The 21,424-nt window shown below is 66.5% G+C and carries 17 protein-coding genes; 1 reads left to right on the forward strand and 16 read right to left on the reverse strand.

What is annotated here, in order from left to right; translation table 11 throughout:
* Positions 1-78 precede the first annotated feature (78 nt).
* From WS69_RS01765 to WS69_RS01840, 16 genes are all read right to left on the reverse strand, one after another.
* The gene (locus WS69_RS01765) at positions 79-2,514 is read right to left on the reverse strand and encodes a 3-hydroxyacyl-CoA dehydrogenase/enoyl-CoA hydratase family protein (protein ID WP_059469115.1); all 2,436 of its coding nucleotides are present in this window, start codon (positions 2,512-2,514) and stop codon (positions 79-81) included.
* Positions 2,515-2,627: 113 nt separating this feature from the next.
* Entirely contained in the window at positions 2,628-4,415 is a 1,788-nt protein-coding gene (locus WS69_RS01770; protein WP_059469116.1) for an acyl-CoA dehydrogenase C-terminal domain-containing protein, read from the reverse strand.
* Positions 4,416-4,471: 56 nt separating this feature from the next.
* Complete coding sequence (locus WS69_RS01775) at positions 4,472-5,071, reverse strand: TetR/AcrR family transcriptional regulator (RefSeq protein WP_004189774.1); 600 nt, start codon at positions 5,069-5,071, stop codon at positions 4,472-4,474.
* A 188-nt stretch (positions 5,072-5,259) separates the two neighbouring features.
* Positions 5,260-6,534: a cardiolipin synthase ClsB gene (clsB, locus tag WS69_RS01780; protein WP_059469117.1), complete on the reverse strand. Its 1,275-nt coding sequence runs from the start codon at positions 6,532-6,534 to the stop codon at positions 5,260-5,262.
* Positions 6,531-7,007: a dihydroneopterin triphosphate diphosphatase gene (nudB, locus tag WS69_RS01785; RefSeq protein WP_059469118.1), complete on the reverse strand. Its 477-nt coding sequence runs from the start codon at positions 7,005-7,007 to the stop codon at positions 6,531-6,533. The genes clsB and nudB overlap by 4 nt, the downstream gene beginning before the upstream one ends.
* 224 nt (positions 7,008-7,231) lie before the next feature.
* On the reverse strand, positions 7,232-9,034 hold the full coding sequence (gene aspS, locus WS69_RS01790; RefSeq protein ID WP_059469119.1) for an aspartate--tRNA ligase: 1,803 nt from the start codon (positions 9,032-9,034) through the stop codon (positions 7,232-7,234).
* Positions 9,035-9,090: 56 nt separating this feature from the next.
* Entirely contained in the window at positions 9,091-9,741 is a 651-nt protein-coding gene (locus WS69_RS01795; RefSeq protein WP_010101729.1) for a DUF502 domain-containing protein, read from the reverse strand.
* Between the two features lie 67 nt (positions 9,742-9,808).
* Positions 9,809-10,156 carry an FmdB family zinc ribbon protein gene (locus WS69_RS01800; RefSeq protein ID WP_059469120.1) on the reverse strand — a complete coding sequence of 116 codons (348 nt, stop codon included), beginning with the start codon at positions 10,154-10,156 and terminating at the stop codon, positions 9,809-9,811.
* Between the two features lie 100 nt (positions 10,157-10,256).
* On the reverse strand, positions 10,257-10,949 hold the full coding sequence (locus WS69_RS01805) for a methyltransferase domain-containing protein (protein ID WP_059469121.1): 693 nt from the start codon (positions 10,947-10,949) through the stop codon (positions 10,257-10,259).
* Positions 10,950-11,012: 63 nt separating this feature from the next.
* The gene (gene ubiB / locus WS69_RS01810) at positions 11,013-12,590 is read right to left on the reverse strand and encodes a ubiquinone biosynthesis regulatory protein kinase UbiB (protein WP_059469122.1); all 1,578 of its coding nucleotides are present in this window, start codon (positions 12,588-12,590) and stop codon (positions 11,013-11,015) included.
* A gap of 12 nt (positions 12,591-12,602) precedes the next feature.
* On the reverse strand, positions 12,603-13,250 hold the full coding sequence (locus tag WS69_RS01815) for a ubiquinone biosynthesis accessory factor UbiJ (protein WP_059469123.1): 648 nt from the start codon (positions 13,248-13,250) through the stop codon (positions 12,603-12,605).
* 107 nt (positions 13,251-13,357) lie between these two features.
* Positions 13,358-14,377 carry a Tim44 domain-containing protein gene (locus WS69_RS01820; RefSeq protein ID WP_059469124.1) on the reverse strand — a complete coding sequence of 340 codons (1,020 nt, stop codon included), beginning with the start codon at positions 14,375-14,377 and terminating at the stop codon, positions 13,358-13,360.
* A gap of 42 nt (positions 14,378-14,419) precedes the next feature.
* Positions 14,420-15,151 carry a bifunctional demethylmenaquinone methyltransferase/2-methoxy-6-polyprenyl-1,4-benzoquinol methylase UbiE gene (gene ubiE / locus WS69_RS01825; protein WP_059469125.1) on the reverse strand — a complete coding sequence of 244 codons (732 nt, stop codon included), beginning with the start codon at positions 15,149-15,151 and terminating at the stop codon, positions 14,420-14,422.
* A 50-nt stretch (positions 15,152-15,201) separates the two neighbouring features.
* Complete coding sequence (locus tag WS69_RS01830; protein WP_059469126.1) at positions 15,202-15,615, reverse strand: gamma-butyrobetaine hydroxylase-like domain-containing protein; 414 nt, start codon at positions 15,613-15,615, stop codon at positions 15,202-15,204.
* On the reverse strand, positions 15,612-16,055 hold the full coding sequence (locus WS69_RS01835; protein WP_059469127.1) for an HIT family protein: 444 nt from the start codon (positions 16,053-16,055) through the stop codon (positions 15,612-15,614). The genes WS69_RS01830 and WS69_RS01835 overlap by 4 nt, the downstream gene beginning before the upstream one ends.
* Before the next feature lie 34 nt (positions 16,056-16,089).
* A complete protein-coding gene (locus tag WS69_RS01840) occupies positions 16,090-20,109 on the reverse strand; it encodes a DUF3683 domain-containing protein (protein WP_059469128.1) in 4,020 nt (1,339 codons plus the stop codon).
* A 605-nt stretch (positions 20,110-20,714) separates the two neighbouring features.
* Here WS69_RS01840 and WS69_RS01845 point away from each other — a divergent pair.
* A partial coding sequence (locus WS69_RS01845; protein ID WP_156437898.1) for a pyridoxal-phosphate dependent enzyme occupies positions 20,715-21,424 on the forward strand: 710 nt, incomplete at its 3' end.

The raw sequence follows: 21,424 nt of genomic DNA on the forward strand, positions 1-21,424 counted from the left end.
CATGCCCTTGGGCGGTCGATCGCAGTTAGCGCTGTGGCGCTTACTCTGCTCCCATGCAAAGTTGTCCGCTCGGCTCGATCAGTTGCGAACCGGCTTGCCGGTCTGCAACATGCCCATGATCCGTTCCTGCGTCTTCTGCGTGCCGAGCAGCTCAACGAACGCGCGACGCTCCAGCGCGAGCAGCCATTCCTCGTCGACCGTGCTGCCGGCTTCGACGTCGCCGCCGCAAACCGCCTCGGCGATCCGGCTCGCGATCAGGAAATCGTGGTCGCTAATGAAGCGGCCGTCGCGCATGTTGACGAGCTGCGCCTTGATGGTGGCGATCGCCGAGCGGCCGGCCACCGGGATTTCCTTCGCCTTCAGCGGCGCGCGGTAGCCCGCCGCCGCGAGGCCGCGCGCTTCCTTCTTCGCGATGTCGAGCAGTTCGAACACGTTGAACACGATCGTGTCCGACGGCTTCACGTAGCCCATCGCGCGCGCCTCGTGCGCGGACATCGACACCTTCGCCATCGCCGCGTTCTCGAACGACTTCGTCAGGAACTTGAGCAGCTCGCTCGTCAGGCCCGCCGCCGTCGCCGCGTCCGCCGCGCGCAGCGCCGCTTCCTTCAGGCCGCCGCCCGCCGGCACGAGGCCGACGCCGACTTCGACGAGGCCGATGTAGCTCTCGACGTGCACGACGCGCTTCGCGCTATGCAGCATCAGCTCGCAGCCGCCGCCGAGCGCCAGGCCCGACACCGCCGCGACGACCGGTACGTTCGCGTACTTGACGCGCAGCATGCCTTCCTGGAACTTCTTCACGAACGGCTCGATGCCCTTCGCGCCGCCCATCATGAACGCGGGCATCGCCTCTTCGAGGTTCGCGCCGGCGGAGAACGGGCCGCCCGGGTTGCCGAGCTTGAGCGACGTCGGCTGCCAGATCACGACGCCCTTGTAGTCCTTCTCCGCGAGCTCGATCGCCTGCACGAGGCCGTCGATCACGCCCGGGCCGATCGTGTTCATCTTCGACTTGAACGACACGATCACGACGTCGTCCTCGCCCGCACGGTCGTCGACCCACGCGCGCACCGAGTCGGTCTCGAACAGCGTCTTGCCGAACGTCTTCGGATCGTGGCCCGCTTCGCCGAGGAGCGGCGCGCGGAACACCTGCTTGCCGTAGACGGCGAGCGTCGAGCGCGGCGCGAAGCGCTTAGTCGCGGGCGACCACGAGCCTTCGGCCGTGTGCACGCCGCCCTGCTCGGCGACGACGCCTTCGAGCACCCACGCGGGCAGCGGCACGTTCGCGAGCGCCTTGCCGGCCGCGATGTCTTCCTGCACCCACTCGGCGACCTGCTTCCAGCCCGCGGCCTGCCAGCCTTCGAACGGACCTTCGTTCCAGCCGAAGCCCCAGCGGATCGCGAGGTCGACGTCGCGCGCGTTGTCGGCGATCGATTCGAGGTGGAGCGCGATGTAGTGGAACACGTCACGGAAGATCGACCACAGGAACTGCGCGTGCGGATGCTCCGTCTCGCGCAAGAGCTTCAGGCGCTCCGCGGGCGGGCGCTTCAGGATGCGGCCGACGGTCTCGTCCGCCTTCGCGCCGGAGTCGACGTAGGCGCCCGTCTTCGCGTCGAGCACCTTGATCGCCTTGCCTTCCTTCTTGTAGAAGCCGCCGCCCGTCTTCTGGCCGAGCGCGCCCTGTTCGACGAGCTTCGCGAGCACGGCGGGCGTCTTGTAGACCGGAAAGAACGGATCGTCGGCGAGGTTGTCCTGCATCGTCTTGATCACGTGCGCCATCGTGTCGAGGCCGACCACGTCCGCCGTGCGGAACGTCGCCGACTTCGCGCGGCCGAGGCGGCTGCCCGTCAGGTCGTCGACTTCGTCGAAGCGCAGGCCGAACTTTTCGGCTTCGGTGATCACGGCGAGGATCGAGAAAATGCCGACGCGATTCGCGATGAAGTTCGGCGTGTCCTTCGCGCGCACGACGCCCTTGCCGACGACGCTCGTCAGGAACGTCTCGAGCTGGTCGAGGATCTCGCCGCGCGTGTGCGTGGTCGGGATCAACTCGACCAAATGCATGTAGCGCGGCGGGTTGAAGAAGTGCACGCCGCAGAAGCGCGCCTTCAGTTCATCGGCAAAGCCATCGGACAGCGCCGTGATCGACAGGCCCGACGTGTTGGTCGCGAAGATCGCGTGCGAAGCGATGTGCGGCGCGACCTTCTTGTACAGGTCGTGCTTCCAGTCCATCCGCTCGGCGATCGCTTCGATCACGAGGTCGCATTCGGCGAGCTTCGCGATGTCGTCCTCGTAGTTCGCGGGTTCGAGGTACTTCGCGTCGTCCTTCACGCCGAACGGCGCGGGCGACAGCTTCTTCAGGTTCTCGATCGCCTTCAGCGCAATGCCGTTCTTCGGACCTTCCTTGGCGGGCAGATCGAACAGCAGCACCGGCACGCGCGCATTGACGAGATGCGCGGCGATCTGCGCGCCCATCACGCCGGCGCCCAGCACGGCGACCTTGCGAATGTTGAAATTGCTCACGGGACTCCTCCGGATTGAGCCGCGCGTCGCCGTTCGTAAGGACGCGAGCGCGGCGTGTGAGTGCTAAGAATCGGTCGTTCAGGCGGCGCGCGGCGCGCCGCCCGGCGGTCGCGTTAGAACAGCGCTTCGTCGACTTCCATCATCGTCTTCCCGCCGGCGCGCGCGAGACGGATCGACGCCGCCGTTTCGGGCAAGAGGCGCGCGAAGTAGAAGCGCGCGGTCGCGAGCTTCGACTTGTAGAACGGATCGCCCGACGCTTCCTTGTCGAGCGCGATGCGCGCCATCCGCGCCCAGAAGTACGAGAACACCAGGTGACCGACGGTGCGCAGATACGGCACGGCCGCGGCGCCCACTTCGTCCGGGTTCTGCATCGCCTTCATGCCGATTTCCATCGTCAGCTTCTGCACCTTTTCGCCGATGTCGGCGAGCGGCGTGACGAATTCGGACATTTCGGGCTTCACGCCTTCTGCTTCGACGAACTCGGTGACGATCTTGCCGAACTTCTTCAGCTTCGCGCCCATGTCGCCCAGCACCTTGCGGCCGAGCAGGTCGAGCGCCTGAACCGAGTTGGTCCCTTCATAGATCATGTTGATCCGCGCATCGCGCACGTACTGCTCCATGCCCCACTCGGAGATGAAGCCGTGGCCGCCGTAGATCTGCATCGCGTGGTTCGTGCACTCGAACGCGTTGTCGGTCAGGAACGCCTTGATGATCGGCGTGAGGAGCGCGACGAGATCCTCCGCTTCCTTGCGCACCGCTTCGTCGGCGTGCGACAGCGCCTTGTCGATCTGCAGCGCCGACCAATACGTGAACGCGCGCGCGCCTTCCGCATATGCCTTCTGCGTGAGCAGCATGCGGCGCACGTCCGGGTGGACGATGATCGGGTCGGCCGGCTTGTCCGGCGCCTTCGGGCCCGTCAGCGAGCGCATCTGCAGGCGTTCCTTCGCATACGTGAGCGAGTTCTGGTACGCGACTTCGGTAAGGCCGAGACCTTGCATGCCGACGCCGAGACGCGCGGCGTTCATCATCACGAACATCGCGTTCAAGCCCTTGTTCGGCTCGCCGATCATCCAGCCTTTCGCGTTGTCGAGGTTCATCACGCAGGTCGCGTTGCCGTGGATGCCCATCTTGTGCTCGATCGAGCCGCACTTGACGCCGTTGCGCTCGCCCGGCTCGCCCGATGCGTCGGGGATGAACTTCGGCACGATGAAGAGGGAGATGCCCTTCGTGCCCTTCGGCGCGTCCGGCAGGCGCGCGAGCACGAGGTGGACGATGTTCTTCGAGAAGTCGTGTTCGCCGCTCGAGATGAAGATCTTGGTGCCGCTGATCGCGTACGAGCCGTCGCCGTTCGGCTCGGCCTTCGTGCGCAGGATGCCGAGATCGGTGCCGCAGTGCGGCTCGGTCAGGCACATCGTGCCCGTCCATTCGCCCGCGACGAGCTTCGGCAGGTAGACCTTCTGCAGTTCGGGCGCGCCGTGCGCGTGCAGGCATTCGTATGCGCCGTGCGACAGGCCCGGATACATCGTCCACGCCTGGTTCGCCGAGTTCAGCATTTCATAGAGCGCATTGTTGACGAATGCGGGCAGCCCCTGGCCGCCGTAGTCCGGATCGCAGCCGAGCGCCGGCCAGCCGGCCTCGACGTATTGCCGATACGCTTCCTTGAAGCCCGTCGGCGTCGTCACGACGCCGTCGCCGACATACGTGCAGCCTTCACGGTCGCCGACCTGGTTGAGCGGGAAGAGCACCTCCGAGCAGAACTTGCCCGCTTCCTCGAGCACCTGGTTGATCGTGTCGGCGTCGAGATCAGCGTGCTTGGGCATCTGCTTGACCTCGGCTTCGACGTTCAGAAGCTCGTGCAACACGAATTGCATGTCGCGCAACGGCGCGGCGTACTGTCCCATGACTCTCTCCAAGATAAGGCAATCGGCTCGAGCTCCCGGCGGCGGTCGCGCCGCCGCTAACGGCTCTCGCTCTGGTACGAAACAATCGTCTTTTCAAGCGCGGCCCACGTGAGGCGCACGGCGTCCGGCTGATGCAGGAAGCGCGCGTCGTGATGCAGACCGAGCGTGAAGCTGTACAACTCGAAGAGCATCAGGTTCGGGTCCGTATCCGGACGCAGATGCCCCTCTTCCTTCGCCTGCGAAATGGCGCGCAGCAGCGCGGCGCGCCATGCCTTCACGCTCGCGATCAACTGCTCGCGCACCGCGCTGTCGGGACGGTCGTCGTACTCGACGGCGCCGCTGATATAGATGCATCCCGTCGTCACTTCCTGGATGCGCTTCTCGATCCAGCGCGCGAGCATCGCCCGCAAGCGCGGCAGACCCCGCGGCTCGCGCAGGCTCGGAAAGAACACCTCGTTCTCGAAACGATGGTGGTACTCTCGCACGACCTCGACCTGCAAATCGTCGCGCGATCCGAAGTGCGCGAACACGCCGCTCTTGCTCATCTGCATGCGCTCGGCCAATAGGCCGATCGTCAGACCCTCGAGCCCGTCACGGCTGGCAAGGTCCAATGCTGCTTCGAGTATCGCGGCACGCGTCTGTTCGCCTTTTCGCATAGCTTTTAATAACCGTTCCAGGTAATCGAATAAAATCGAACGGCCGTACTATTATTGAGTGCGGCCGTCGGCGAAACAAGGAAATTATTAGAAATCGGTTTCTAACCATCCCCGCTATTTTGCAGGGTTGCGCGCCTTTGGAGGCGGCCCTGTGCAGGCCGTGGCGCGCGGCGTGTGTAAGCGAATGCTTAGTCGTATCCGCCGACTGTCAGGAGCTTCATCGCCCCCCGGTACGCGGTGTACGCGAACCAGTTCAGGAACCGCTCGACGGCCGGCCGCGCCGCGTAGAGCGCGGCGTCGATCTCGCGGCCGTCCGCGAACGCGGCGGCGATCGCGTCGCGCAGCGCGGCGGTCTCGCCGCGATGCCGCACGAGCACGACGTTCGCCTCATTGTTCAGCATCAGGCTCAGCGCGTCCAGATTCGACGAGCCGACGGTCGCCCAATGATCGTCGATCACCGCGACCTTGCCGTGCAGCATCGTCTTGTCGTATTCGGCGACCCTGACGCCCGCGCGCAGCAACGCATGATATAGGAACGGCACCGCCATATCGAGCGACGCGAACTCGTTGCGGCCGATCAGGATCCGCACGTCGACGCCGCGGCGCGCGGCGCCCGCGAGCGCGCGGCGCAGCTTGCGCCCTGGCATGAAGTAAGGGTTGGCGAGCAGGATCGACTGGCGCGCGCGGCCGATCGCGGCGAGATACGCCTTCTCGATCGCACGGCGGTTCACGACGTTGTCGCGCGCGACGAACGCGACGCTCGGCTCGGTCACGACGCGCAGCGCGCCCGCCTTCACCCACCGGTGGCTGCGCATCCAGCGGCGAAAGCGCGCGGCGAATGCGGAGCTGTCGACGCCGTGCGGCGCGAACGCCGCGTAGCGCTTGTGGCCGGCGGCGATCCGGTGCCACTGCACCTCGAATGCGGCGCGCACGTCGGCGACGGCCGGCCCGTTCAGTTCGACCGCGAAATCCCAGCGCGGATACGGCAGGCGCTCGCCGCTCTGCTCGAAATCGTCGACGATGTTGATGCCGCCGCAGAACGCGTATGCGTCGTCGACGGCCGCGAGCTTGCGGTGCGTGCGCGAGAAGCCGAAGCGGCCGAACAGATAGGGGTTGTAGATCCGGTGCTCGACGCCCGCGTCCGGCCACGCGTCGAAGAGCGGCAGACGCTCGGTGCCGATCCCGTCGGTGATGACCCGCACGTGGACGCCGCGCGCGGCCGCGCGGATCAGCGCATCGGAGACCGCGCGTCCCGCCGCGTCGTCGCAGAAGATGTAGGTTTCGAGCGCGACGCGCTCGCGGGCGGCGTCGATCCGTTCGATCAGCGCCGGGAAGAACGTCGCGCCGCCGTCGCAAAGCCGCACCGTGTTGCCGGACGTGAACGCGAGCCGCGACGCGGAGCCGCGCTCCTGCAGGAACATCTGCCGCAGTTGCGCGAGACGGTGCCGAGTCTTGCCGCTCATGCGGCGCGCGATGCGACGCGTTCGGGCAGTTGCAGGATCGCCTCGGCGTTCGACGGCGAGTAGCAGCGCGCGGCCGCTTCCCGGTAAGGCAGCCACAGATAGGCGGTGTGCTCGCGCGGCGACAGCGTCACGTCGATGCGGCCCGGCACCTCGAGGCCGAACCAGTGCTCGATGTTGCGCGTGACGCCGGGCGCGTAGCGGTGCAGGTACTGCGGGTAGATCGTGTATTCGATCGCGTGATGCCAATCGACGAGCGCGCTCTGCGGAATGCCGGCGCTGCCGACGACGATGCCCGTCTCTTCGGCGACTTCGCGCGCGGCAGCCTGCTCGATCGGTTCGTCTAGCGCGTCCTTCGACCCCGTCACGGACTGCCAGAAGTCGGGCTGATCGGCACGCTTGATGACGAGCACGTCGAGCGCGGACGTATGGATTACGACGAGGACGGATTCGGGGATTTTCGGCGGTTTCGTCATCGGGATGTCATCGGCGCCTGCCCGCTCGACGCGGCGGACAGCGCGGCACCGTCAAAAAACCATGAGGCTGACTGTACCGCAAAAAACGAAAAGGGCGCACGCGCGCCCCCATTTCTGCAGTTGCTTCCTGCTCCGGCCGGTTGCGGCCGGGGCCATCGGCCGCGTCGATCGCCGGCCGATCCGCGACGGTCGACGATCGGCCGCAGCCGGCGAGCGGGCGACCGTTACGCCTTCGGCTGCTCCGGCTGGCGCAAGCGGATGTGCAGCTCGCGCAGCTGGCGCTCGTCGACGGGGCTCGGCGCCTGCGTCAGCAGACACTGCGCACGCTGCGTCTTCGGGAACGCGATCACGTCGCGGATCGAGTCGGCGCCCGCCATCATCGTGACGATGCGATCGAGGCCGAACGCGATCCCGCCGTGCGGCGGCGCGCCGTATTGCAGCGCGTCGAGCAGGAAGCCGAACTTCGCCTGCGCCTCCTCCGGGCCGATCTTGAGCGCGCGGAACACCTTGCTCTGCACGTCCTCGCGGTGGATACGCACCGAGCCGCCGCCGATTTCCCAACCGTTCAGCACCATGTCGTATGCCTTCGCGAGGCAGCGGCCCGGATCGGTCTCGAGGTACTCGAGATGCTCGTCCTTCGGGCTCGTGAACGGGTGATGCGCGGCCACGTAGCGCGCGTCTTCGTCGTCGTATTCGAACATCGGGAAGTCGACGACCCACAGCGGCTTCCAGCCCGACTCGACGAGGCCGTTCGCCTTGCCGAATTCCGAGTGGCCGATCTTCAGGCGCAGCGCGCCCAGGCTGTCGTTGACGACCTTCGCGCGGTCGGCCGCGAAGAAGATGATGTCGCCGTCTTCCGCGCCCGTCCGCTCGAGGATCGCCGCGATCGACGCGTCGTGCAGGTTCTTCACGATCGGGCTTTGCAGGCCGTCGCGGCCCTTCGCCTTCTCGTTGACCTTGATCCACGCGAGGCCCTTCGCGCCGTAGATGCGCACGAACTCGGTGTAGCCGTCGATGTCGCCGCGCGTGAGCTCGGCGCCCTTCGGCACGCGCAGCGCCGCGACACGGCCGTCCTTCGTGTTGGCCGGCGTGCTGAACACCTTGAAGTCGACGTCCTTCATCGCGTCGGTGAGCTCGGTGAACTCGAGCTTCACGCGCAGGTCCGGCTTGTCCGAGCCGAAGCGCGCCATCGCTTCCGAATACGGCATCACCGGGAATTTCGCGGCGAGCTCGGCGTCGATCGTCGTCTTGAAGATGTGACGAATCATGTCCTCGAACAGGTCGCGGATTTCCTGCTCGCCGAGGAACGACGTCTCACAGTCGATCTGCGTGAATTCCGGCTGGCGGTCGGCGCGCAGGTCTTCGTCGCGGAAGCACTTGGTGATCTGGTAGTAGCGATCGAAGTTCGCGACCATCAGCAGTTGCTTGAAGAGCTGCGGCGACTGCGGCAGCGCGAAGAACTGGCCCGCGTTCACGCGCGACGGCACGAGGTAGTCGCGCGCGCCTTCCGGCGTGCTCTTCGTCAGCATCGGCGTTTCGATGTCGATGAAGCCCTGCTCGTCGAGATACTTGCGCGCCTCGATCGCGACGCGGTAGCGCAGGCGCAGGTTGTGCTGCATCTGCGGACGGCGCAGGTCGAGCACGCGATGCGTGAGGCGCGTGGTTTCCGACAGGTTGTCGTCGTCGAGCTGGAACGGCGGCGTGACCGACGCGTTCAGCACGTTCAGCTCGTGGCACAGCACTTCGATCTTGCCGCTCTTCAGGCCGGCGTTGATCGTGCCCTCCGGACGGCCGCGCACGAGGCCCTTGATCTGGATGCAGAACTCGTTGCGCACGCCCTCGGCGGCAGCGAACATCTCGGCGCGATCCGGATCGCACACTACCTGCACGAGACCTTCGCGATCGCGCAGGTCGATGAAAATCACGCCGCCGTGATCGCGGCGACGGTGGACCCAGCCGCACAGCGACACCGTCTGGCCCAGCAGGTGTTCGGTCACGAGACCGCAGTATTCAGTTCGCATCGACATGATGTTTGCTTTCTTTCGTAGTGGTCAACGGGAAGAGCCGCACTCTCTCCCGGGCATTACAGCGGCGGCTCGACGGGACGGCGCGCGGGCGCGGCGACGGGCGCCGGGGGCGCGACGACGCCCATCGAGACGATGTACTTGAGCGCGGCGTCGACCGACATGTCGAGCTCGACGACCTCGCTTTTCGGCACCATCAGGAAGAAGCCGGACGTCGGATTCGGCGTCGTCGGCACGTAGACGCTCACGTGCTCTTCCTTCAGGTGATTGACCACGTCGCCGCCCGGCGTGCCGGTCAGGAACGCGATCGTGTAGGAGCCGCGGCGCGGATACTCGATCAGGAGCGCCTTGCGGAACGCATTGCCGCTGCTCGACAAGAGCGTGTCCGACACCTGCTTCACGCTCGTGTAGATCGGCCCGACGACCGGAATGTGCCGCACGACTGCGTTCCACCAGGTGACGAGCTTCTGGCCGATGAAGTTCTGCGTCGCGAGCCCGACGACGAAGATGAACGCGAGCGTCAGCACCGCGCCGATCCCCGGCAGGCGGAAGCCGAGCAGCCGCTCCGGCTGCCACGATTCGGGCAAGAGGAGCAGCGTCTGATCCATCGTGCCGATGATGAGCCCGAGGACCCACAGCGTGATCGCGAGCGGGACGAGAACCAGGAGTCCCGTCAGAAACACCGATTTGAGGGTCGTCTTTTTCATCATCTGCCGTCGAAAAATCGCGCCGGTGCGTCAAGCGCGGAACGCGCCGCCGACACGGGCGGCGCAGCGATCAAGTGCTGCTCGCGGGCGCGGCGGCGGGCGCGGGTGTCGCCGGCGCGCTCGCCGAGCTGTCCGCCGCGACGGGCGCGCTCGCCTTCTCGCCGCCAGCCTTCTCGCCGCCCGCCTGGTCGCCGTTCGCGGCCGACGTGCTCGCCGGCGCGCCTGCGCCGCCCGAGCCGCCGCGGAAGTCGGTCACATACCAGCCCGAGCCCTTCAACTGGAATCCAGCCGCCGTGACCTGCTTGCGAAAAGCGTCCTTCCCGCATTCCGGGCACTGCGACAGCGGCGCGTCGCTCATCTTCTGAAGCACATCCTTCGCGTAACCGCACGCTTCGCAACGATAGGCGTAGATCGGCATGGTATTTTCCCGCAGAAACAATAACCGGTATAAAAAGCTTGCAAAGCTTTGAATTATAGCCGAAAGGTGGACGCCACCCTCGGTCTCCGCAGGCGGGCCGCTACGAGCGGCGCCATGCGAGCCAGCGCTCGCGCCCCGCGAACACCGGCAGCGAATCGGCGACGGGCGCGTCCTCGACGAGCTCGAAGTGCGGCGAAAGAAGCGCATCGAGGTCCGCGCGCTCGATGCCGAACGGCGGGCCCTTCGGCGTCGCGCCCACGTAGAAGAAACCGGCCAGGAAGCCGCCCGGCGGCAGCAGTTCCGCCATCCGCCGCGCGTAGTCGGCGCGGCGGCTCGGCGGGATCGCGCACAGGAACGCGCGCTCGTAGATCCACTGCGGGACGAACGGCGGTGCATACGTGAAGAAGTCGGCCTGCTCGACGAGCAAGGCGTCTTCACCCAATTGGCGGCGCGCGGCCTCGACCGCCTGCGCGGAAAAGTCGATCGCGCGCACAGGCCAGCCGGCGCGTGCAAGCCAATGCGCTTCGTATGCGCTGCCGCAGCCGGGAATCAGTACCGGACACGGCGTTCGCCGCGCGGCGAACGCGGCGAACGCATCGGGCACGCGCGCGCTGTCCCATGGGATGTGGCCCTGCTCGAAGCGCTCGTCCCAGAACGACGCGTCGCCCGGATCGCGCGACGCGAAATTCCCGGCAGGCAGCGCGGCCGGCGTGGCCCCGGCAGCCGGAGCCGTCGGACTTGCGTCGCCGGCCGCCTGCGCGGCGGCATCAGGTTTCTTCGTTTCGCTCGTCATACCGTCGCCCGTCCTTCCCGCGTCGCCCGTGGACGGCGCTTGCCCGAATCCCGCACCGCGCGCTCAGCCGCCGTACGCGATGATGATCAACACCCGCGCGATCACCGCGCCCGCCCCGACCGCGAGCCCGAACACGAGGAGCGCCTGCAGCAGCCGGTTGGTCCGCTTCTGCTCGACCAGGATCTGCCGGACGAGATCGTCGCTGATCGCGCGCGGCGCTTCGTGATGTGCGGTGAGCGCCTGATGAACGAGGCGCGGGAGCTGCGGCAGCGTCTTGCTCCATTGCGGCGCCTCGACCTTCAAGCGCTCGTACCAGCCGCGCAGCCCAATCTGCTCGGTCATCCAGCGCTCGAGGTACGGCTTCGCAGTCTTCCACAGGTCGAGCTCCGGATCGAGCGAGCGGCCGAGCCCCTCGACGTTCAGCATCGTCTTCTGCAGGAGCACGAGTTGCGGCTGGATTTCGACGTTGAAGCGGCGCGACGTCGAGAAGAGCCGCATCAGCACCTGGCCGAGCGAAATGTCCTTCAGTGCGCGGTCGAAGTACGGCTCGCAGACCGCGCGAATCGCGCTTTCGAGCTCCTCGACGCGCGTATCGGGCGGCACCCAGCCCGATTCGAGGTGCAGCGTCGCAACGCGGTGGTAGTCGCGCTTGAAGAACGCGAGGAAGTTCTGCGCGAGGTAGTTCTTGTCGAAATCGGACAGCGCGCCGACGATCCCGAAGTCGAGCGCGATGTAGCGCCCGAAGTGCTTCGGATTGAGGCTCACCTGGATGTTGCCCGGGTGCATGTCCGCGTGGAAGAAGCCGTCGCGGAACACCTGTGTGAAGAAGATCTCGACGCCTTCGCGCGCGAGCTTCGGAATGTCGACGCCCGCCGCGCGCAGCGTGTCGATCTGGCTGATCGGCACACCTTCCATCCGCTCCATCACGAGCACGCTCGGCGTCGAGTAATCCCAGAACATTTCCGGCACGAGCAGCAGATCGAGCCCCGCGAAGTTGCGGCGCAGTTGGCTGCCGTTCGCCGCCTCGCGCATCAGGTCGAGCTCGTCGTGCAGGTATTTGTCGAATTCGGCGACCACCTCGCGCGGCTTCAACCGCCGGCCGTCCGCCCACAGGCGCTCGGCCCAGGTCGCGATGTCGCGCATCAGCGCGAGGTCGGAATCGATGACGGGCAGCATGTTCGGCCGCAGCACTTTGACCGCGACCGCCTTGCCCGCGTGCTCGCCCTGCTTGAGCTTCGCGAAGTGCACCTGCGCGATCGACGCGCTCGCGACCGGCTCGCGCTCGAACTCGTCGAACAGTTGATCGATGCGCGCGCCGAGCGCTTTCTCGACGAGCGCGATCGCGACGGCCGAATCGAACGGCGGCACCTGGTCCTGCAGCTTCGCGAGCTCGTTCGCGAAATCGACGGGCAGCAGATCGCGCCGCGTCGACAGCACCTGGCCGAACTTCACGAAGATCGGCCCCAGGCTTTCGAGCGCGCGGCGCAGCCGCACCGCGGGCGGATCGGCGAAGCGGCGGCCGATCGTCGTGATGCGCAGCAGGAACTTCACGCGACGGTTTTCGATGCGCGACAGCATCACCTCGTCGAGGCCAAAGCGGATGACGGTGAAGACGATTTTGATGAAACGGAAAATGCGCATGCCTCGCGGCCCTCACTGCGCGCGTCGCGAGCTGCCGCCCGCGCGCGCGTCAATTTTTTGTTCCAGTCGTTCGATCCGCTTCTCGACGCGCGCAAGCGCGTCGCGGGCCCGGGCGAGCTCCGCGTCGAAATCGGCGAGCACGCTCTTGCGCACGACCTGCGGGTTTTCGTCGAGCCAGTATTCAGCGATCGAATCGAGCACATTGCGGCCGGTGCGGCGCGCGTGCTCGCCCGTCGAACGCACGAAGGTCGCGATCCGGTGCGCGGCCGCATCGCCGACGATCTTCGCGAGATCCTCCTCCGGCTCCCAGCGCAGGTGCTCGGCGAGCTTCGCGATCTGCGTCGCGAACTCCGCGTCGCCGTCGATCTTCACGTGCTTCATCACGGCCGCCTGCCCGCCCTGCAGGAACGCGGCCGCCGCGTCGAACGGGCCGCCCTTGTCGCCGCCCGACAGCGCGATCGACACGTCGAACTGACGCGCGTCGTGTGCGTCGACGGCGGCCAGGTAGCCGTCCGGCTGCACGAGCAACACGAGCGTCACGGGCGAAATTTCGAGCCGGGCGGTCTTGCCGGCATAGGGAATCAGACGGTCGCGCGCCCAGGATTCGCGGGCGAGCAGGTGATTGACGGCGGCGGCAAAAGGCTTGGCGGCAAGGGTCATCTGGCTGGCAATGAAAAGCCCGCGTAGGCAGGGCGCCTGCGCGGGCTTCTATTGTAACGTCGGTTCGGCCGCGGCCTCGCGAGGCGCGACGGGCGGCACGACTTCCGTCAGTGCGTGTTCACCTGCTGGATGCCCGCGAGGAGCCACCCCTGGCTGCCCGACTTCGACAGGTTCCACACCTCGTCGAACGGCTCGGCCGACGCGCCCTGCGCTTCGCGGATGAGGCCGTGGAAGCGCACGCTCGCGAAGTGATCGCCGCCGCGATCCTCGACCGCGAGCAGTTCGGCGTCGAGTTGCACGACGTCCGTCTGGTTCGCGCCCGCGCCGCGACCGTCGAGGTCGATCTTCACTTCGGCGAACATCTCGGGCGTCGTGAACTCGCGGATGTCGGCGAGGTTGCCCTCGTCCCACGCGGCCTGCAGCCGCACGAAGTAGACCTTTGCGTTGCGCAGGAACGCTTCGGTGTCGAAGCCGGCCGGCACCACGGGCGCCGCGGCGGCCGCAGCCGTCGTCGCGGCGGCCGCGCCGCCAAACACGCGCTGCGCTTCGCCCGCGTACGTGCTGCCCGAGCCCGGGAATGCGTCATTCGACGCCGCCTGGCGCGGAACGCTCGCGTCCTGACCGAAGCCGCCGCGGTTCTGCGACGGCTGGCCGCCTGCGTAGGCAGGCTGCTGCGCGCTACGCCGGTTCATGAACTTGCGGACGAGCCAGATGCCGGCCATCGCGAGGAGCGCGATCACGATGACGTTGGCCATCATGCTGGCGAACGCGCCGCCGAGCCCCAGGTGCGACAGCAGCGCCGCAATGCCGAGGCCGGCGGCGAGACCGGCGATCGGGCCGAGCCAGCGCGAGCGGTTCGGCTGCGCGGCGGGCGTCGGCTGCTGGCGCGGCGCCTGGGCGGGCGCCGCCTGCTGCATCGGCTGCTGCGCGGGCGGCGTCGCCTGACGCTGCTGCAGCGTCTGCGACTGGCGGCCGACGCTGCGGCCGCCGCCCATGCGCTTCGCTTCGGCATCGAGCGACGCAAACGTGCCGGCGGCCAGAAGGCCGACCATCAGGAACGTGCCGATTCGCCGCGCCAACGACTTCGGCCCTCTGCTGCGGTTAAACGACGAACGCGATTCGGACATCCCGGCCTCCAAGCTGAAAGTAAATTGTATGGATGGAACCCCTTAATACTTGGTTCCCACGTGCAAAGCTACCACGCCACCTGACAAATTGTAATATTTGACGGTATCCAACCCGGCTTGTTCCATCATCGTCTTCAGTGTGCCCTGATCCGGGTGCATCCGGATAGATTCAGCAAGATACCGGTAACTGTCGGCATCTTTCGCGAATTTGTCGCCAAGCCACGGTAATACTTTGAAAGAATAAAGATCGTAGGCTTTTTTCAGCGGCTCCCAGACTTTCGAGAATTCGAGCACCATCACACGGCCGCCCGGCTTCGAGACGCGGCGCATCTCGGCAAGCGCGGCATCCTTGTGCGTCATGTTGCGCAAGCCGAACGCGACGGTGGCGACGTCGAAGTAGTTGTCCGGGAACGGCAGCTTCTCCGCGTCGCAGAGCAGCGACGGCGCGACGATGCCCTTGTCGAGCAGGCGATCGCGGCCAACGCGCAGCATCGATTCGTTGATGTCGGTATGCCAGACCTCGCCAGTCGGCCCGGCGGCCTTCGCGAACGCCTTCGTCAGATCGCCCGTGCCGGCCGCGATGTCGAGCACCCTGAAGCCCGGCCGCACGTTCGCCTGCGCGATCGTGAACGCCTTCCACGCGCGGTGCATGCCCGCCGACATCAGGTCGTTCATCAGATCGTAGTTGCTCGCGACCGAGTGAAACACCCCCGCGACCTTCTTCGCTTTTTCGTTTTCCTCGACGGTCTCAAAGCCGAAGTGGGTTTTGCTCATCGCGTTGATCCTCTATCAATGCCAAACGGCGCCGCAACCGGCGCCGTCGTTCAGTGGTGGTGGCCTCGCGGTAGCGAGTCCGCCGGCATTGGCGCGTCGCGCTCGACGCCCGCCGCCTTCAATTTGTCGAAATATGCGCGCCAGAGCGCGTCCTGCCGCGTCGCGAGCTCGTACAGCAGATCCCACGAGTAGATGCCCGTCGAATGGCCGTCCGAGAACGTCGGCTTGAGCGCGTAGTTGCCGACCGGCTCGAGCGCCGTGATCGTCACGTCGCGCTTGCCGGTCTGCAGCGTCTCCTGGCCCGGGCCGTGACCGCGCACCTCGGCGGACGGCGAACAGACGCGCATCAGCTCGAAAGGCACCCGGTAGCTTTCGCCGTTCGGGTACTGCAGTTCGAGCACGCGCGACACCGCGTGCACGACGACGCCGGACGGCACGGGCGCCGTCGAAGTCTGGCCGCTCATGCCCGGCCTCCGCTCACCGCCTGCTCGATCTCCTCGTGCACCGCGTTGTGCAGGAGCGTCGCCTGCGCGGCGCGCAGCCGCAGCAGCGCGTCGGACACCGACCGCTGGCGCGGCGCCCAGACCGGCTGCGGGAAATGCGCGTCGTTCGAAAAGCGCGGAATCACGTGCCAGTGAACGTGCGGCACCTGGTTGCCGAGGCTCGCGAGATTCACCTTCGTCGGCTGCATCACGCGCCGCACCGCCTTCTCGACCGCGTAGACGATCCGCATCAAATGCGTACGCTCGGCTTCGGCCAGATCGGAAAATTCAGCGACGTGCGCGTGCCAGATCACCCGGCAGAATCCCGGGTAATCGGTTTCGGTCGTCGCGAGGACGACGCGCACCACGTCGTCCTTCCAGAGCAGCTCGCCGCCGTCTTCGCGGCAGAATACGCAATCCATCGTCAATTCCTTCACTGGTGGAACGTTCGTCACCTTACACCAGCACGCGCTCGATCCCGCCGTTGTTCGCGCGCGCGACGTAGTCGGCCATCCAGTTTTCGCCGAGCATGTGGCGCGCGATCTCGACCACGACGTAGTCGGCTTCGATGTCCGCGTCCTCGTTATAGCGCGACAGGCCCTGCAGGCACGCCGGGCAGCTCGTCAGGATCTTCACGTCCGACGCGCCGGCGGCCGGCCCGTTCGCGCCGTTGCCCGACACCACCGGAATGTTACGCAATTTGGCGGCGCCCTTCTTGATCTCTTCCTCCTTTCGGAAGCGGACCTGGGTCGACACATCCGGACGCGCGACGGCGAGCGTGCCCGATTCGCCGCAGCAGCGGTCGTTCTTCTCGATCTTGTAGCCGTCGTTCTGCGCGCCCATCAGGTCGTTGACGAGCTTGACGGGGTCCATCGTCTTGATCGGCGTGTGGCACGGGTCGTGATACATGTAGCGCGTGCCGGCCACGCCGTCGAGCTTCATGCCCTTCTCGAGCAGGAACTCGTGGATGTCGATGATCCGGCAGCCCGGGAAGATCTTCTCGAATTCGTAGCCGGCGAGCTGGTCGTAGCAGGTGCCGCACGACACGACCACCGTCTTGATGTCGAGGTAGTTCAGCGTGTTCGCGACCCGGTGGAACAACACGCGGTTGTCGGTGACGATCTGCTCGGCGCGGTCGTACTGGCCCGAGCCGCGCTGCGGATAGCCGCAGCACAGGTAGCCCGGCGGCAGCACTGTCTGCACGCCCGCTTCCCACAGCATCGCCTGCGTCGCGAGGCCGACCTGCGAAAACAGGCGCTCGGAGCCGCAGCCGGGGAAGTAGAACACCGCTTCCGAATCGACGGTCGTCGTGTTCGGATTGCGGATGATCGGCACGATCTTGTTGTCCTCGATGTCGAGCAGCGCGCGCGCCGTCTTCTTCGGCAGGTTGCCCGGCATCTTCTTGTTGACGAAGTGGATCACCTGCTCGACGACGGGCCGCTTGCCGGTCGTCGACGGCGGGTGCGCGGTCTGCTTCTGCGCGACCTTCTTCAGCACGTCGTTCGCGAAGCGCTGCGCCTTGTAGCCCAAGCCCATCATCACCGCGCGCGTCGCGTTGATCGTCTGCGGATTCGTCGCGTTCAGGAAGAACATGCCGGCCGCGCTGCCCGGGTTGAACTTCTTCTTGCCCATCTTGCGCAGCAGGTTGCGCATGTTCATCGTCACGTCGCCGAAGTCGATCTTCACCGGGCACGGCGTCGCGCACTTGTGGCAGACCGTGCAGTGATCGGCGACGTCGTTGAATTCGTCCCAGTGCTTGATCGACACGCCTCGGCGCGTCTGCTCCTCATACAGGAACGCCTCGACGAGCAGCGACGTCGCGAGGATCTTGTTGCGCGGGCTGTACAGCAGGTTCGCGCGCGGCACGTGCGTCGCGCACACCGGCTTGCACTTGCCGCAGCGCAGGCAGTCCTTCACCGATTCGGCGATCGCGCCGATGTCGGACTGCTGCATGATGAGCGACTCGTAGCCCATGAGGCCGAAGCTCGGCGTGTACGCGTTGCGCAGGTCCGCGCCGTCGAGCAGCTTGCCCTTGTTGAAGCGGCCCTGCGGATCGACGCGCTGCTTGTACGCGCGGAATTCGGCGATCTCGTCGTCGGTCAGGAACTCGAGCTTCGTGATGCCGATGCCGTGCTCGCCGGAGATCACGCCGTCGAGCGAGCGCGCAAGCTTCATGATGCGTGCGACGGCCGCGTGCGCGTCCTGCAGCATCTCGTAGTTGTCGGAGTTGACCGGGATGTTCGTGTGGACGTTGCCGTCGCCCGCGTGCATGTGCAGCGCGACGAACACGCGGCCTCGCAGCACCCGCTTGTGGATCGCCTGCGCCTCGTCGAGGATTTGCTTGAATTCGCCGCCGTTGAAGATCGCGCGCAGTTCCGCGCGGATCTCCTGCTTCCACGAGATGCGCACCGTGCGGTCCTGCGCGATGTGGAACACGGTGGCGTCCGGCTGCGCGTCGACGCGGTCCGCGAACTTCTCCGCGAGCGCCTCGTAGCCGAGCGCGACGAGATAGTGCTGCGCCTCGCGCAGCGACAGGTCGAGCCTGTCGCGCAGGAATTCCCAGCGCGCGCGAACGTGCTTCAGCAGATCGAGCGCCTGCTGCACGCGGTCTTCGAGCAGCTCGGCGCTCGGGATCTCGTTTGCGTCGTCGCTCTTGCCGAGCGGCAGGTTGCCCGCGGTGAAGAACGCTTCGAGCGCGTCGACGAGCTGCAGCTTGTTCTTGATCGACAGCTCGATGTTGATCCGCTCGATGCCGTCCGTGTATTCGCCCATCCGGTTGAGCGGGATGACGACGTCTTCGTTGATCTTGAACGCATTCGTGTGCTTCGCGATCGCGGCGGTGCGGCTGCGGTCGAGCCAGAAGCGCTTTCTCGCTTCCGCGCTCACCGCGACGAAGCCTTCGCCGCTCTTGCCGTTCGCCATCCGGACGACTTCGGACGTCGCGGCCGCGACGGCGTCCGCATCGTCGCCGACGATGTCGCCGATCAGCACCATCTTCGGGAACGCGTTGCGCTTGCTCTTCGTCGCGTAGCCGACCGCGCGCAGGTAGCGCTCGTCGAGGTGCTCGAGGCCGGCGAGAATCGCGCCGCCCTGCCTCGACGTCTCGAACAGGTAGTCCTTGATCTCGACGATGCTCGGAATCGCCTCGCGCGCCTGGCCGAAGAATTCGAGGCAGACGGTGCGCGTATGCGCGGGCATCTTGTGCAGCACCCAGCGCGCGGACGTGATGAGTCCGTCGCAGCCTTCCTTCTGCACGCCCGGCAGCCCCGCGAGGAACTTGTCGGTCACGTCCTTGCCGAGGCCTTCCTTGCGGAAGCGCCGGCCTTCGATGTCGAGCGTCTCGGCGCGCAAGAGTTTCTCGCCCGGCGCGCGCGCGCCGTCGAACCACTTGAGCTCGAAGCGCGCGACCGGGATGTCGTGGATCTTGCCGAGGTTGTGCTCGACGCGCGTGACTTCGAGCCAGTTGCCTTCCGGATCGACCATCCGCCACCACGCGAGATTGTCGAGCGCGGTGCCCCACAGCACCGCCTTCTTGCCGCCCGCGTTCATCGCGACGTTGCCGCCGATGCACGATGCGTCGAGCGACGTCGGATCGACCGCGAACACGTAGCCGGCCGCCTCGGCCGCCTCGGTCACGCGGCGCGTGACGACGCCCGCGCCGGAGAAGATCGTCGGCACCTTGTGCGCGACGCCCGGCAGCTCGGTCAGTTCGACCGCGCCCAGCTGCTCGAGCTTCTCGGTGTTGATGACGGCCGAGAACGGCGTGAGCGGCACCGCGCCGCCCGTGTAGCCCGTGCCGCCGCCGCGCGGGATCACGGTCAGGCCGAGCTCGAAGCAGGCCTTCACGAGGCCCGCGATTTCCGCTTCGTTGTCGGGCGTCAGCACGACGAACGGATATTCGACGCGCCAGTCGGTCGCGTCCGTCACGTGCGACACGCGCGCGAGGCCGTCGAAGCGGATGTTGTCCTTTTGCGTGCAGCGGCCGAGCACCTTCGTCGCGCGGCGGCGCAGTTCCGCCATCTTTTCGAATTCCTGCGCGAACTCGTCGACCGCGCGATGCGCGGCCGTCGCGAGCATCTCGACGCGCGCGGCGCGCTCGCGGCCCGCCACGTCGCCGTGCTCCGACAGATCGGCGCGGCGGCGCTTCTCGATCTCGGACAGCCGATGGTTCAGCGCCTCGATCAGGAGCGCGCGGCGCTTCGGATTGTCGAGCAGATCGTCCTGCAGATACGGATTGCGGCGCACCACCCAGATGTCGCCCAGCACTTCGTACAACATCCGCGCCGACCGGCCGGTGCGGCGCTCGGCGCGCAGCTCGTCGAGCGCGGTCCAGGCTTCGTGGCCGAGCAGCCGGATCACGATCTCGCGATCGGAGAACGATGTGTAGTTGTAGGGAATTTCGCGCAGGCGCGGAGCGGGGTCGGCGGCAACGGCGGCTGCCGCGCCGTGCGGATCGAAAACTTGCGGTGCGTTCATGTTCGGACGATTCGGAGGCCGGCGCGCAGCGAAGGAGCGCGAAACCGGCAGGCGCGTGGTGCGCGATTTTGGGGAAATCTTCTGTTACCAGGCACGTGACTGCTTTGCACGGGACCGGAGTGCGCTGCATGGGACCGGCGTAAGTGCTGAAGCATTAACTCCGGTCGACAAAGCGCTGAAGCGCGACTCCGGATCGACACGACCTGGCGGCGCTCGGTACCGTCAACACGATCGCGCGCGGCGCGCGTGCCGTTCCGCCGCCGGACATGCTGCGCGCGGCGACGGCTTCAAAGCGACGATCCAAGACTGCCTTTGCATCTTCCGATCCTTGATTCAAAACGAAATTCTAACCCAGGTTGGACGAACGCGTTAATCGTCGACGCGGCAGTCGAATGGGCCGTCGGATCGGCTGCGGCGACCGACTGGCGGGCGTTTGCGGCCGGCCGCGCCGCGCGGCGCGCTCGTCTTTCAGTACCCCGACGGCGGTCGGACCGACTTCGATTCGCCGTCCGGACGGTCGGTAACCATTCGGTTAAGGTCGAAACGGCGAGGGTTGGCGCTATCATTGCCCTTTTCCGCCGCATCCACGCTTTTCGCCCCCTCTCATGGCTTCCCACGATTATCTGAAGAAAATCCTGACCGCCCGGGTATACGACGTCGCGCTCGAAACCGAGCTCGAACGCGCGCGCAACCTGTCCGCGCGGCTGCACAACGACGTCTATCTGAAGCGCGAGGACAACCAGCCGGTGTTCTCGTTCAAGCTGCGCGGCGCGTACAACAAGATGGCGCACATCCCGGCCGACGCGCTCGCGCGCGGCGTGATCACCGCGTCGGCGGGCAACCACGCGCAGGGCGTCGCGTTCTCGGCCGCACGAATGAACGTGAAGGCGGTGATCGTCGTGCCGGTGACGACGCCGCAGGTGAAGGTCGATGCGGTGCGCACGCACGGCGGCCCGACCGTCGAGGTGATCCAGGCGGGCGAATCGTACAGCGACGCCTATGCGCACGCGGTGAAGGTGCAGGCCGAGCGCGGCCTCACGTTCGTCCATCCGTTCGACGATCCTTACGTGATCGCGGGCCAGGGCACGGTCGCGATGGAGATCCTGCGCCAGCATCAGGGGCCGATCCATGCGATCTTCGTGCCGATCGGCGGCGGCGGGCTCGCGGCGGGCATCGCAGCATACGTGAAGGCGGTGCGCCCCGAGATCAAGGTGATCGGCGTGCAGACGGACGATTCTTGCGCGATGAAGCGCTCGCTCGCGGCGGGCAAGCGCGTCGAGCTGCCCGAGGTCGGCCTCTTCTCCGACGGCACTGC

The organism is Burkholderia sp. BDU5 (genome assembly GCF_001522845.1).
Taxonomy (GTDB): Bacteria; Pseudomonadota; Gammaproteobacteria; order Burkholderiales; family Burkholderiaceae; genus Burkholderia; species Burkholderia mayonis.